The organism is Pseudoalteromonas sp. 2CM36K, from assembly GCF_023161865.1.
Lineage (GTDB): Bacteria > Pseudomonadota > Gammaproteobacteria > Enterobacterales > Alteromonadaceae > Pseudoalteromonas > Pseudoalteromonas tetraodonis.
The window spans coordinates 1-14,859 of record NZ_JALNTK010000039.1; the positions used below are offsets into that span (position 1 = coordinate 1).

Genomic DNA, 14,859 nt, shown 5'->3' on the forward strand with positions numbered 1-14,859 from the left:
AACCTTTAACCTTTAACCTTTAACCTTTAACCTTTAACCTTTAACCTTTAACCTTTAACCTTTAACCTTTAACCTTTAACCTTTGTCGCTGCAAGCAAAGCGTGACATACGCTGGATAGACATAACAATAACTTACAAATAACCTGCAATCATTCACTGACATAAAATACAACCATACAATGACATAATAGAATAAAAGTTATTACGCTAAAAACAAAAAACCAGCCTTCAAATATAAGACTGGTTTTTTTTCAATTGCTACTCACTGCCTGTTCGGCAGAGTTACATTAACTTAAACATCGAATCGATTGTTTTTATCTTCAGCTACCTATACGGCAGGTCACATAGAACAAGATCGGCCATTGCTTGTTAGCACATTCTCAGCTGCCTATACGGCAGGTCACTATAAAGATAGCTAAGCTTGTTTATATAATTCATATAATTAAAAAGCAAATTCAATTTTACCCATATTTTTATATGCTTGCTCAGAGGGTTCTGTTATCAACGGCTTGTAATGAAGACATTAATAAAGGTTAATTTCTATCTATTGAGGGTGATAAATCAGGAACCGTGCCTTTAAACTTTTCATTTGAGGCAAGCCCATAATTACTAAAGTATGGCTCAGCTTGGCAGTCGACATCTTGCTTTTGAATATGCAGAATATAATCCTCTTGTGAGCTCTTACTAGTCATAGCCACTCTATGGAAAATATCAATCTCTCGGGGAGCTTCGATCTTTTTAGGATTAAAATCTTCACCTCTTGCTAACGCTCTTTTTTGCAGGCGCTTTAATCTTCTTCTACTTTCACCTGTGAAAATTTTTGCTACCGCCTGATTACGTATAAAACGTACTTCTTCGCAGCTGTCAGGTACAGCTAAAACTTGGCTTACTTTAAAAAAGCCACAATCTTGCATGTCCACAAAATATGCCTGATCTTTAAGGGTATTTAAAATCTCCTTGTCCGTGTAAACAAAAGCAATTTCATTACCAATTGATGAGTCCGACCATGCAGGAAACGTAACCCCCATTCCTTCAATATTATGCTTCAAAATAAACCCATGCATAATAGAAATACAACGGCCAGTAAGCAGCGCTAGATTAGCTTGTTTTGGTAAAAAGTGGACTGTGAAGTAATACCTTTGCATAATTACGCCTTTTTAGCCTCTGCTTTTTTCTGGAACATTCCGCCCTTAATCAATACAGAGAATAAGTAATAAATAGCTGGGTCTATTTTTTCATTTTTATTAGTAATGCAATTTTTAAGGGCTGACAAATACCATTCCGTATTTTTGAAAATAGAATAAAAATTCTGTTCAGAATCAGGAGGACGTCGGGCAATCCCTATTTCTTTATCAGCACCAAACTCATGCACTCGTAATCTTTTACTTGCATCCTCATCCCACCAATCATCTATTGACTGAAGGGCTGCTCCTATTTTTACTGAATTAAAACTTACAGCGTAACGGCCATCTGCACACTTAGCTTTTACAAACTGTTTTGAGGCCTCTCCTTGCTTAACCTTGTCGTTAAGGATTTGGCTTGGGTAAATCTCTTGGCAAAATGAGGCTTCTATTTTCGCGGTTATATCAGCACTCCAAAACACATTGGGATCAGTTAATGCGCTCTCAATTTCATTACTAAGCTCTTCCAATACTTTTAGATCATCAGAAGTCCATTTGCTTTCCCAAGCTAACTTACGAGTGTTATCGATTAAATAACAACTCCCTTTGCTGGTTTTAATTTCAATTTGAGTGTTGCCGGTGTTTTGATTACGCCAAAGCCATGTACCTATCAAAATATTTCGACAATATCTTACTGCTAGCTCTTTATAACCACCGCATTCTTTAAATGTTTCTGCCAACTCTTTTAATAAAGAAAAAACCTCTGGATCACTACAGCCTGAAGGGACCAACGAGTTAGCCTGTACTCTCAAAGAAAACCGACAAAATATATGCTCCACATTTGGAGGTACATAACACTCTTCTAGAGTTAATATATTATTATGTGTTAAGTCCTGAGGTGAGATGTTTTTTGGGGAAAACTGTGGGGTGAATGCTTCAGTAAAACCAGATTTAGGGCCTCGAATTTTATTAATATCAGCCTCTAGAGGAACAAAATCAGAGTCAGCCGTTTTATAAAAAAACACAGCTTTACCAGGGTAAAGCGAGCGATCATATTTTAATATATTACATAGTTCCATTAAGTATTTTCCGGTTAAACTTTTTTCATTAGCATAAACTTTTCTTGTGCATCTAGCATCCAAAAAGCGCTATTAAAATAGTTACCAATACCTTTTAGCCTTACACTAGTGGCCGTTTCGTATTTCACCACTCCTATTGCTGGTTCAGCATAACAATGCAGTCTTTCAAGTGATCCAACTCTAGCCATCGGTTCGGTGAGTAACATATATCCCATCATAGATGGGCTTAGTTTAGAGTCACTATTTAATAATAAGAGTAGCTCATCTAAATCCTGTATTTTGTGCTCAGTTGGCATAACCCAACAACCAGATAAAGGGAGTCGCCTTAACTTTTCAAATAACTGATTTTCATTACTATATAAACAGCACCAATTTATATTTGAGTTAAGCTCAGGCTGATGCATAACACCACCTGCAAAGTTAGATGGAAAATGCGCTTTCAAAATGTCAGGCTTACTATCTACTGCCTGTAAGTCATCTTCATAACCATCAATGTGTATTATTAAATCAAATACCAAATCACAGTATTTGCCATCGATAATTCCTAGCCGCTTAAGCCTACTTTGCTGAGCGCCTTGAAGGCTCAGTTCAGGAAGTTTTTTTCCTGCTACAGCAGAATAATTCCTAATAAACCAAGAAAAGGATGTGAACCGTACATTTGTTCCTAGCGCTTCATTAAGTTTTCTTTGGTAGCTGTGAATCATACCCCAAACAGCGGTTAAAGATGGAATACCTGAGCAGTAAGGGTTTGATAATGCTTGCGCATCAAACACACGTATACCGCTTAAATGAAGATAGCGATAATGTTCATCATCTTCTTCAATCAGTACATGTTTTTGATCTGTAAGATTAACAAGCAACCATTGTAAAGCTGCTTTTAAAGGGCTCATTAATTTAGGATGAAAAGCATACCTTTGTGTCATGCTCACACCGCCAAGCATTTCATTTAGTAACCTAAATAAAGGAATCGTTAGCGAAGGGAGTTCATTGTCGGGTAGCGATAGTATTTTATACTCTAGTCGCTCTGAAGCACTCTCAAGCTGTTCTAAGTCATACCCATTCTCAATAGCGTCCAAGCGCCATTCAAATACAGGTGAAAACCATTCTAAAAGCGTGTTTCTCAGCTCTTTAATATTTTTTACTTTTAGTTGTCTACGCTGTTTAAGAGCCAGCGCATTATTACTAAATATAATACCTTCTAAAGCTTTAATTAATTCCGGCTTTAATAGTGCCTCAACGTTAAATACTGTTTGCCCATTATTTAATTTAAATGCTCGTGAGTTACTTAAACCATAATATTTACTTCGTATATAAGGAGGGTAATTAAGCACATTAATAACACCACCTAAGGAAGCAGCTAACATACTGACAGCAGCAGGACGCGTAAACTCTACATTGCTAAATCGAGCTCGTTTATCAATTGCCGCCTGTTGAATTTTTGATTGAACAACATGGCTAATTACAGGCGTAACAGCTAAGTAACCATCATGATAAGGCATTCTAATTTGGCGAGAGTAGCGGTCAACAGAGTCGGGAATGGCCTCTTCAGGCAATGAATTTTTAACGGTTACACATAAGCTTTTAAATGCCTTAACGGATAACCCAAGAGAGGTAAATGCGGATTTCCAGTTATCCGAGTTCGTAGCTAATACTTGTGCCAGCCAACTGACTTGATTTTGCCATTTAAAGTAACTAACAAATAATTTAGCAAAATTAACTTTAGCTGAGTCATGTGACCAGCCATAGGCTTTAGGATAGTTAGCACTACTCAAAACATAAGAGTGCAGTGTTGGAGGCTCTACGGCTAAATTTTGCTTACTGACTCTAATGTCAGGGTACTTTAAATTATGAGTATGAAACCACGCTATTTCCTTAATACATTTATTAATATGGTCTTCACTTTTTAAAGCCTGTTTTGCTAGCTTTTTATCCAGCAAGTCATCAACTTGGTTTTTTCGATAAGTCAGGTTTAACAAAATAATCAGGGCAACGGCTTCGCTGCCTGTTATATCAATCATTGCCGTATAAGGGCTAAAAGCACGACGTAATGACCTATCCCGCTCAGTGGTGTCTGTAATCTCTAGCAGTTCTTTTAAATGCATATACTCACCATGCCGACAAATACATTCTAGCTTTGTCATTTCCAAAACTGGTTTTGTACTCTATAACATGCCTTAAAAAAAACGCGCCCTTATAAGGGTTGATCCGCTGGTTCATTTTATGACGAAATGCCGTTTGCAAAATACCATCTTGGTACAACCTATAAACCTGCTCTACTGAAGTACCTAATAAAGTTGCAGCCTCCAATACACTTACTAATAAGTCGGCTGCGTTGGGCTTTTTAGTTTTAGGGTTACTCTCAACTAAAGTAACTAAATAATCTAATAGAGCCCTATAAATAAAGTGAGATTCACTCTGCTTTTGAGTACTGGGGCAAGCTAAAATAGCATCCCCAAAAATAAACTTAAACTCAGTTTTATTAAACAGATCTATTAACTTCATTTCTGCATTTTTACTTAGTTCATCAAGCTCTGTATTAAAAACTGCTGGCCATTTACTAAAATAGTTCACAGCATCATTTAAACAAAAGTTATCTGTTTGAGAATACCGCTCCTGATACCAAAGAAGCGCAGCAAAACGTTCTGTAAGAGTCATATTGTTAAATAGCGGGTTACTATCGTTGCGCTCACCTTTATCCAGTAATTTATTTAAATGTTCAATACTTAACGTATTTACAGGCGAGGTACTAGCGCAAGACAGCTCAAAACCGCATGAACAATGAGTAATTGACTCATTCTCGATATAGTTAATTGGAGCGCAGCATTCTGGGCAGTTATGTAGCAAAGCACACTGATGTTTAGCGCATGCATTTACCCACTTTATATGCCAACTTTGTTTTATATAAGCTTCTTCTGCAAGACATTGTGAGCATACCGGAATCGAATCAACAGCTCCCTCGGCGTGGTGACGAATAAACCTCAGGGGAATGTCTACGCCATTGTTATATAAAGCGACGGAGGAGTTAAATTTAATATCTGACTTTAGCAAAGCCAACTTTTGTAGCTCGTATCGAGGTAAATCGAGTAGTGTTTCAAGTAGCCCTAAAGCCCGCATCCTAAAATGGCTATTATGTTTGGCGTGGTAAACATTGAGCCTCTTTAAATCTACTGGGAATGCACCATGCGCCTCAAAATCAAGCTCATATAGCTCTTCTCGAATAGCTAAGCTCAACCCTTCATACGAGTCAAATAAATTCTCAGAAACGACCCGTAACAAGTAACTTTCCAACGATTCGTCAGAAAATGCCCGAGCCTTGGGAGAAAATAGAAAAGCCATAAACGCCTTAAACTTAGAAATCCTAAGCTAAAAGATAAAGCCATCCCATTTAATATGCAAGCCACATCATAAATAATATTATTGTATAGCTGCCCTATATACTATTACTGATTCTTATTAGCTGTACGATTCATAGAGGTCGTTTCAATATACTATGACTCTATGAACAAAGAAATTAAACAACGTTTAAAGTGGATTGAGCTTTACGAAGAAACCAATAATGCGGGCCTAGTTTGTCGTCGGTGTGGAATTTCTAGACCCACTCTTCGAAAGTGGTACAAGCGATTCAAAGAGAAAGGACTAGACAGCCTACAGGACGTTTCTAGACGTCCGCACAGCTCCCCAAACTCTAAAATTAATAATCGAATTGAAGAGTGGATTCTTAAACTCAGAGAGATAGAAAACTTGGTGCCAGAAGAATTCAAAATGAGCTTCTTCGCGAGCATAATTTCAGCTATCGCTTGCTTCAATTCACAAAGAGCTGACCAAACATGAAGTAAAACCAATAGCTTTTCAGCGGAAGAAAAAAGACTTCATTCGATACCAAAGACCTATTCCTAGTGAGCGAGTTCAGATGGATACATGTAAAATTGCACTAGGGATTTATCAATATACTGCTGTTGATGATTGCTCTAGATATCGCGTGTGGACGTTTTTAAGCGTAAAACGTCAGCCAATACTCTTACCTTCATCGATAAGGTAATAGAAGAAATGCCATTCCCGCTACAGCGAGTTTAAACGGATCTCAGAACGGAGTTTTTTGCTGAAAAAGTACAGCTCAAATTGATGGAGCATGGCATTAAATTTCGCCCCAATAAGCCAGGCTATCCTCGCTTAAATGGCAAAGTTGAAAGGTCACAAAGAACTGATAAAGAAGAGTTTTATTCGACCGTTAATTTGGATTTGGACAAACTCAAAAATGAAACGTTACCTAAGTGGCAGCATTACTATAATTGACAACGCGCTCACGGCTCATTCAAAGGTAAAACTTCAATGGATGTTGTATGTGAACGCCTTGAAAAAACACCGCTTTGGGAAGACGCTCACGCTAACTACGAAACTGAAAATGAACGCATTCAGTTATCGAATTATCAGCGTGATCTTCAACTACGAAAAGTGAAATGATGTCTATGAATCACACACTAGTTGGTTAGATAAGACTTAATATGATACTCATTCAATGAGGCCCACCAAACCATCACTAATTTACAAAAGACTAAATTTTAACAGCCTGTAAGCTTGTATTTGGCCATAGAAAGCAAGAGCTCTGTCAGGTACTTGGGAGCCAGTTACCAGTTAATGGGAGGCTCAAATTAAAGAAGATAAACAATCTAATAGATATATTTTTTTGACTGGCTTTTGTAATAGCTTGTCGCATGGAGCGTTTTTTAATTTATGAGTATCTCCACTTATAAGAACTTTTTTTATAGTAGGGAATTTTTTTTCTAGTGCTATCAAAATCTCAACACCTGTTACTTGTGGCATCAGGTGATCAACAACAATAATATCTAAATTAAGTAGTTCTGGGTGCTGAAACACTTGAGTACTATCTGATAATGTAAAGCATTCAAAAGCCGAACTTTTCAACATTCTTGCATACGCGTCTAAAATAAAAGGCTCATCGTCAATGAATAATACCTTAGCCATTAAAGCCTCTATAGTGTTTTATAATGTGATTAATTTGTATTTCCAATATAGGCCAATGAAGCGATATATCTAAAACCAAGCATTTGATTAATGAAATTTTTTTATTTTTAGCCGCTAAGTATAATTCGTCGCTCAATGAACTAAGTAATATCACGCCACAAAAACGGCACAAGCCACTTAAATTATGTGCACAATAGGATATTTCCTCTAAGTTGCCCACTAAAAAATATTTTTCGATAGATTCGATATTGTTCTTAGCAGAATAAGAAAAGTCAGATAAAGCAGACGTAATTGTTTCAACGCTATCATCGTCAAAAATTTCAATCAGATGTTTAAGATTTATTATCTTAGAGTCATATAATTTATCTTCCATTTAGATATTTACGCCTGTATTAGTGGCCGGTTACATGTTTGCGCCCACCATGCCGATAGCTTCCTTAGTAAAGCGAGTACTTGGTTTCGATTCTTTAAGTTAGCGGAAGCAATTTGAGCTATTAAGATTTCAAGTCTATCAAGACATATCTGGAATGCTTTTAAAAAATCAGGTCTATGATCATACTGCTTAATATTCTTTCCAATATATATTAAGTAATCGGCAGACTCACATACCCGACTTCGCGCATTTTCAATTGCAACATATCTCCGATTTTCAATAATCGAATTATAAAAATAACTTATTGTATAGGCTACTTTCTTTAAGCGACGATCTATTTGATGATGCCCTGTCGTAGCACTATCTGGCCACTCTAAAAAATCGCGATTTTTTACTGATATATCAGGTTGTTGTTTATCTACCTCTGGCTCTATATCTTTCTTGTTTGAACCTAAAACAATTGCTACACCACGGTGACTATATTCTTTAAAGGATTGATGGTTATCCGTAGCGCCCTTAATTTTCTCTAAATAGTACTCTGCGGGTTTTATAGTTCTCTCAGCCCGTTTATGCTCATGTATCTTTTCTGTTAATTTAACTGAAGAGATAGGTTTTACCAAAAAGTCATTTACATCAAATTTCACACATTGATGTATCAATTCTTTATATGAGTTTACAGAAAGAACAATAATTGGAATATCATGAGCTGTAAGGGTAAAACTACCAGACCTGATACGAGATAATAATTCTAAACCACTTTCTTTTTTTAACTCTATATCTGTAATTAATAAGTTTATTTCTTGTGTCTCCAATATATCAATAGCTGCTTTATAATCAAATGCCTTATACGCATTGAAGCCCGGGATTTTATAGGCAACACTATATAAAAAATTACATATTAAAGGTGCATCATCAACCACTAATATATTAAAATTATTAAGCAACATAATACGTCACCATTAAAATAGGAATCCTTTTATTTGTTTTCAAAATATAAAACCGCTTTTCAAACATAGACACATAAATTGCAAAGAAAATAAATTCACCTTTTTTCAGTTTTGATTGATATAGGTAATTTAACTGTAAAGCAACTACCTGAACCTAGTTTACTTTTAACTTCAATTACACCTTGATGCTTATCAATAATACTTCTAGATAAAGCTAACCCAAGACCAGTACCTTTATGCTTTTCTTTCGTAGTAAAAAAAGGTTGGAAAATCAACTCTAATATACTTTGCTCTATACCAGGACCATTGTCTTCTATACTAAACCAAACCCACATATCATCATAACCGGTTGTAATTGTTATTTCTCCATTGTGTTCTATTTCTTGTACCGCATTTAATATTAAGTTTAAAACGACTTGGTTGATTTGAGAGGCTATACACCTAACTAAAGGTAAATCAGCAAAAGATGTATTAACCTTTGCTTTGTATTTTAACTCATTACCAAGAATATTTAACGTACTTTGAATTCCTAAATGGATATCAGCTTCTTCGAATTCTGCATCATCCAAGTATGAGAAATCTTTTAAATCATGAACGATTTCAATAACTCTTTTTAGCCCAGATTCAGATTGAGATAATAAAATGGGTAAATCTTTATTTATATAATCAAAATCATGTGCCAGCTTCAGTCTGTTAGTTTTCTCTATGGGTAATTCTTTACTTAATTGCTTAATTAGCATCATAAGGCTATTTATGTACTCATTTAAAGCGGATAAGTTTGAAGCGACATAGCCTATTGGGTTATTTATCTCATGTGCTACACCAGCCGCAAGCTGCCCTAGTGATGCTAGCTTTTCTGAGTGCATGAGCTGATCATTTAACTGTGCAACCTGTTTTCTTAGACGTTCCAGCTCACTCTGTTCTATTGACATTAATAGCCCCCTGATTACTTTTATTAAAAACGTTGCTTGTGCATACGAAAAGCAGATAAGATTTCTCTTTTAAGCTCTTCATCACTCCAAGGCTTAGTGAGAAATTTATAAATAGCACCTTTGTTAATCGCTTCTGTTACGGAGCGAAGATCAGTATAGCCAGATAAAATCATCCTAATTGTGTCAGGATACATTTCTTTCACTTCTTTAAAAAAATCAGTGCCACTCATTTCAGGCATTCTCTGATCTGAGACAATCACTTGTATATCGTGTAACGCAAGTAGATTAAATGCCTCTAAGGCACTATTACAAGTGAGAATATTTATTGGCTCTTTGCGTAAAACTCTTTTTAAAGAATGTAGTATGTTTTCTTCGTCATCTACAAGAAGCAAATTAGGTAAACAAGCTTTAGTTTCAAGGGCATGTATCGGAGAATATTGCTCTAAAAAAGATTCAAACTTATCTTTAGGTAACGGTTTGGAATAATAATAGCCCTGTAGTTCATCGCAGCCATACTTGTTTAGCAAATTCGCTTGCGATAACGTCTCGATCCCTTCCGCAACCACTTTTAAATTTAATTGGTGCCCCATCGCAATAATCGCACGGGTAATGGCTGTATCTTTTTGATCAGTTACTAGCTCTCGTATAAATGACTTGTCTATTTTTAGCTTATCAATCGGTAGGCGCTTTAAATAGTTTAAACTGGAATAACCAGTTCCAAAATCGTCGATAGCAATACTGATACCTAATTGCTTCAGGTGCTGTAGTTTATCTACAACTTGTTCAATGTTTTCTAATAATAGTGATTCGGTTAATTCTAACTCGAACCACTTAGGTTCTAATTTTGCTTGGTTCAATGTTGCTTCTAATTGCTCTACAAAGCTCACACGTTGAAATTGCAGTGAAGACAAGTTAACCGCCATTATAACCTTAGCCAAGCCTCGCTGTTGCAAAGAGCGGTTGTAATTGGAAGCTTCCTCAATCACCCATTGACCGATTTCAACGATTAACCCCATTTCCTCTGCTATTGGGATAAATTCATCAGGTCCAATAAACCCAAGTTCTGGGTGTTGCCACCGTAATAACGCTTCTATGCCTATAATATGCCCGTTGTCTGCTGCTACTTGTGGTTGGTAAAAGAGCTCAAATTCTTGATTTGCTACCGCTTGCTTTAGCATTGTTCTGAGACTGAGTCGTTTACTAAGAGTTTGTTCCATGCCAGATTCGTAAAACTGAATATTATTACGACCGACTTGTTTTGCTCTTTGCATAGCTAAATCAGCCCGTTTAATAAGCTCTATAGGCCCATGTATGCCCTCATCAAAAACACTAACACCAATACTTGCAGTTAACTCTAGCTCTTTACCACTTATTAAAAATGGTTCAGAGATTACACCAAGAACCCGTTCAGCCATAATTGTTAATTGATTAAGTTCATTTAAATCCGGAAGCATTAATATGAATTCATCTCCACCGACTCGAGCTAGTGTATCGCCTGAACGAATTTGTTTATTAATTTGTGCACTTACTTTACAGAGAACCTCATCACCAACTAAGTGCCCGAGACTGTCGTTAATTAATTTAAAGCCATCTAGGTTAATAAAGAGTATTGCAACTTTCTCTCTATGGCGTGAACTGATCTTGATACTTTGCGATAATCTGTCATGTAATAACTTTCGGTTGGGTAAGCCAGTTAATAAATCATGAAACGCATTAAAAGCAAGTTCATCTTCATAATTTTTTTGCCCACTTATATCAGTTTGAATACCAATATAATGAGTAATGACCCCATCATCATTAGGTACTGGTGATAAAAATAAACTATTCCAAAAGCCACTGCCATCTTTACGGTAATTCCTCAGTACTACGCTAACTTCCTGTTCTGCCGCGATAGCATTACGAATTTGCTTAGTAACCATCTCGTCCCGCTCTTTACCTTGTAGGAAGCGACAGTTTTTACCTTCAATCTCTGCTTGGCTATAGCCCGTGAGTTTCTCGAATCCATAATTAACATAGCTTATAGGCATATCTTTTTGGGTAATATCACTGATGATGACTCCATTTGAGCTTGCATCAACCGCTCTTTTAAACAACTTAAGTTGTTTTTCTATTTTTAAGCGCTCAGTGATATCTTTAGCAATACCAATAACACCAACTACTCTGCCATTAACCCAGGTGGGGATTATTGTTATGTTTAATTCGTGTTGCGAGCCATTACTACTTACTATACTCGCTTCAAAGCTTTCCGAATTACCAGTTAAAGCATTCTTAAAGTATTTCGTAACCCGAGATAGATGTTCTTCAACAATAACATCAGCAAAGTGAATGTGTTGTAAATCAGTTAACGGCCACTGTAATAATTCACAGCCTGATCTGTTCATTGCTGTAAAACAACCTTGCTGGTCTAAAATATAAACCGGATCAGGATTAAACTGATACAACGAGCGAAAGCGTTGCTCGCTTTCTGACAATAAACGCTTTTGCTCTGTACGCTCTATTGCATTAGCAGCATAGCGGCAGCAACTGCTTAATAACTCCAGCTCTTCCGAATTCGGCGCTCTACTCTCTTTGCAGTAAAGCGCAAATGTGCCTAGTATCTTATGTTCTCTTGTTACCATTGGTAATGACCAACAGGCCAATAGTTGTTCAGTTAAAACAGCCTCTGCGTAACCCTGCCAACTTTTATCACTGCTAATATCTTTTGTAATTACTAACTTAGTATTAAAAGCTGCTGTACCACATGAAACCACATTATCATCTATATCGATATTAGCTAACGCTGAATGAAATTGCTTACTAAATGAGGGCGCTGAGGCAATCTTTAGTTTCTGACCAACTTTGAGCATCACACATGCCTTAACCGCCGGATAATGAATTTGCGCCATTAAGCATATTCTCTTTAATATTTCGTCAAGTGGGGCATCGACCGAAATCAGGTGTAAAATTTGCTGCTGCGCTTTTTGATAGCTTTCTGCTTTAATTAATTCACTGATATCTCTCCCTGCGGCATACAATGTTTGCATGCTAGCCACATATTGTGCTGACCACATTAAATGCACCTCATCACCACTTTTGCGAATATACCGATTCCGAAATTGCTTAGTATGTTGCCCTTCAATGATGTTTTGAGTTTCATGCTCAGTGGCTTGATGATCACCTGGATGCACAAAATCCATAAACATCCTGCCATTAAGTTCCTCTGCGGTATAACCTAATATTGTATAACTGGAATGACTGGCCTCTAAAATCCTTCCATCCCCATCAACAATAAGTAATAGATCGGCTGAATTTTCCATAAACTTCATATGATGTGTTTTCAATTTTTTTTGTAAACTAAGGCTTTTGCGGAGTTTTCGGTTTCCGGAAATTAAACGCGTCTTATGCATATGAATTTGTTGCTGATACTGTTGAGATAGCAATGCTAAAAAGCAAGCTAACCATCCAGCAATTAATATCAATCCTGCTTCCTGCTGGACATGGTTAGGTCGAATATCAAAATCTTGATACAAAGATAACTGCCATCTCATTTCACTTTGCGAATTGTGAAGGTTGTTCTTACTTAATAAAAAGTATTGTCGCGTAGGGTCAAGCTGACTTACTAAAAGTTCTTGACTATTTTCATGGGCTAAAGTGACGGCATAACCTCTGGGTACAATTAGAGGAATTATTGACTGCATCAGTTGTTTGAAGTTTATTCCTGCAACTATGACAGATAACTCATGCGTGTTAGGCTGACGTAGTCGTAGAGTAAAGAAAGTATGATCTATTCGATTGTCATAATAAAAATAAGCGTTTTCGTCATTCTCGTTATCACGTTGTTCTGGCCACAAAATTGATTTAGTAGCAACATAGTCGTCGTACCATTTTTTAATAGCTATAGTTTGTGCTGCGGAGTAGTGCAAATTTCCTGAACTGTTTAAAATAGAAATATAGTCAAGATAGCTAAAATCACGTAAGTAGGTCTTAAAATCTAAATTCAACTGTTTTGGAGGGTAAATAAAATCACTTCCAGTAATACGATCGCTTAACCTTTGCATCAAGCTTTTCTGTTCTTTTATAGTTTGTTCTGTTTGTTGCTGAATTTTTGATAAAGTTTCCTTGGCTACTTTTCCATTAGCATCTTCTATTTGATGCATAAAATCTAACCACAGCAAAAATGTGAAAGTTGCAAGTAGTAGTACAAGCCAACTGCCTAAACTACGACTATGAGCTTTAATATCAAAGAGAGAAGCCATTGGTATAATCAACCCAGCAGCAGCACTAAAAAGGAGAAAAATAGAAGTGTTTGAGGATTCATAAGGAGTTGTACTAAATTGCAAACTACCTAAAGAGCCAGAGTTAACAGAGAATAAAGATATGACTACAACTACCAGAATACTAAAACTGATCACACTGCACTTTCTAAAAAAAGGACTTTGCTTTTTATAGGCACTAAGCAAACCAATTAAGACCAGAACCCAACAGAAGAACTGTAGCCAAGGCATGGTAAAGTTTGAAATTAATTTATTTGTATAACTAAGTGCGCTAATAAACAATATAGTAGCCATAATACCAAGGCTAAACGTAAAGAGGATATTTCTTTTTTGTACAATAGAAATCAGTGACACAGCAGTTAAGGCTAGTAAGAGCATAGTATTAATAGGTAAGGAAGTGCTAAAATCACTGTCACTAAGGTGCTGAAATTTACTAATTCCTAGAAATGGAATGCTGACAAATAAAAAAGTCAAGCTAGTCCAAAATAAACTATACATTAACGAAGCATATTGCTCCTTTTTCAACCTAAACTTCATAAAATTCCATATTAATAGTTATAATATACCCAACAAAATTCTGAGCTTACCCTGTTAAAATTATGTCAAAGATATTATTTTTGAACGCCTGTTGATTTTACATATCAAAGGTAATAATTGCCATTGCTCAATTTTAAAAAATTAACCGTTACTTCACATTCATCCACACGGCTCCACTTAGTTATTGGTCTTCTGAATCAGTAGTTTGGCTACCTCATTAAATGAGAAAACTAACTCATGGAGGTAAATTGTTGCAAAAAACCAAACCTAAATCCTATCCAGAAGATTTAAAGTGGAAGGCTCTAAAGCAGTCAGAAAGCTAAGTTTCTCCAAATCTCGGCTTTAATATTGGCAAAATGCTGATCTGAAAGAAGCATCCACGTCGGATAGAGAAAATAGTTAACTACCAGAGTGCTCCTTTGAAGCGTCAGCTCGTGGGGGTAGACAGCTTGTATTTGATATATAAAAATTGATTACAGCAAATTTGGCTGCTTAGGGAATATGAAGTTTGAACCACTAAATGTTGATTATCCAAATGCCCACTATTAGTGACTAAATGAATCGCCCCGTGTTTGCCAGAGACTCAATAACTTGAGAAACTGGAACTATGAAAAAATCAAATCGCTATACATCA

9 protein-coding genes and 1 pseudogene are annotated in these 14,859 nt (G+C 36.4%); 1 reads left to right on the top strand and 9 read right to left on the bottom strand.

The window, feature by feature from the left end; translation table 11 throughout:
- Positions 1-533: 533 nt before the first annotated feature.
- From cas6f to MTN97_RS17460, 4 genes are read right to left on the bottom strand one after another with little or no spacing between them, the layout of a single operon-like run.
- Entirely contained in the window at positions 534-1,145 is a 612-nt protein-coding gene (gene cas6f / locus MTN97_RS17445; RefSeq protein ID WP_029772129.1) for a type I-F CRISPR-associated endoribonuclease Cas6/Csy4, read from the bottom strand.
- A 2-nt stretch (positions 1,146-1,147) separates the two neighbouring features.
- Positions 1,148-2,200: a type I-F CRISPR-associated protein Csy3 gene (gene csy3, locus MTN97_RS17450; RefSeq protein WP_248474996.1), complete on the bottom strand. Its 1,053-nt coding sequence runs from the start codon at positions 2,198-2,200 to the stop codon at positions 1,148-1,150.
- A gap of 14 nt (positions 2,201-2,214) precedes the next feature.
- On the bottom strand, positions 2,215-4,341 hold the full coding sequence (locus tag MTN97_RS17455; protein ID WP_248474997.1) for a type I-F CRISPR-associated protein Csy2: 2,127 nt from the start codon (positions 4,339-4,341) through the stop codon (positions 2,215-2,217).
- Positions 4,307-5,536 carry a TniQ family protein gene (locus MTN97_RS17460; protein WP_248474998.1) on the bottom strand — a complete coding sequence of 410 codons (1,230 nt, stop codon included), beginning with the start codon at positions 5,534-5,536 and terminating at the stop codon, positions 4,307-4,309. The genes MTN97_RS17455 and MTN97_RS17460 overlap by 35 nt, the downstream gene beginning before the upstream one ends.
- Before the next feature lie 162 nt (positions 5,537-5,698).
- On the opposite strand from MTN97_RS17460, the pseudogene MTN97_RS17465 reads away from it, so the two are divergent.
- Positions 5,699-6,661 (top strand): annotated as a pseudogene (locus tag MTN97_RS17465) (IS481 family transposase).
- Positions 6,662-6,844: 183 nt separating this feature from the next.
- Here the strand turns inward: MTN97_RS17465 and MTN97_RS17470 are convergent.
- The 5 genes from MTN97_RS17470 to MTN97_RS17495 form a co-directional block, all read right to left on the bottom strand.
- Positions 6,845-7,183, bottom strand: coding sequence for a response regulator (locus tag MTN97_RS17470; RefSeq protein WP_029772124.1), 339 nt, complete (start codon positions 7,181-7,183; stop codon positions 6,845-6,847).
- Entirely contained in the window at positions 7,176-7,556 is a 381-nt protein-coding gene (locus MTN97_RS17475; RefSeq protein WP_182724200.1) for a hypothetical protein, read from the bottom strand. Before MTN97_RS17475 ends, MTN97_RS17470 begins: the two co-directional genes overlap by 8 nt.
- Positions 7,557-7,564: 8 nt before the next feature.
- Positions 7,565-8,503, bottom strand: coding sequence for a response regulator (locus MTN97_RS17480; protein WP_182724199.1), 939 nt, complete (start codon positions 8,501-8,503; stop codon positions 7,565-7,567).
- Between the two features lie 95 nt (positions 8,504-8,598).
- Complete coding sequence (locus tag MTN97_RS17485; RefSeq protein ID WP_085065411.1) at positions 8,599-9,435, bottom strand: sensor histidine kinase; 837 nt, start codon at positions 9,433-9,435, stop codon at positions 8,599-8,601.
- Between the two features lie 23 nt (positions 9,436-9,458).
- Positions 9,459-14,213: an EAL domain-containing protein gene (locus tag MTN97_RS17495; RefSeq protein WP_248474999.1), complete on the bottom strand. Its 4,755-nt coding sequence runs from the start codon at positions 14,211-14,213 to the stop codon at positions 9,459-9,461.
- Positions 14,214-14,859: the final 646 nt, after the last annotated feature.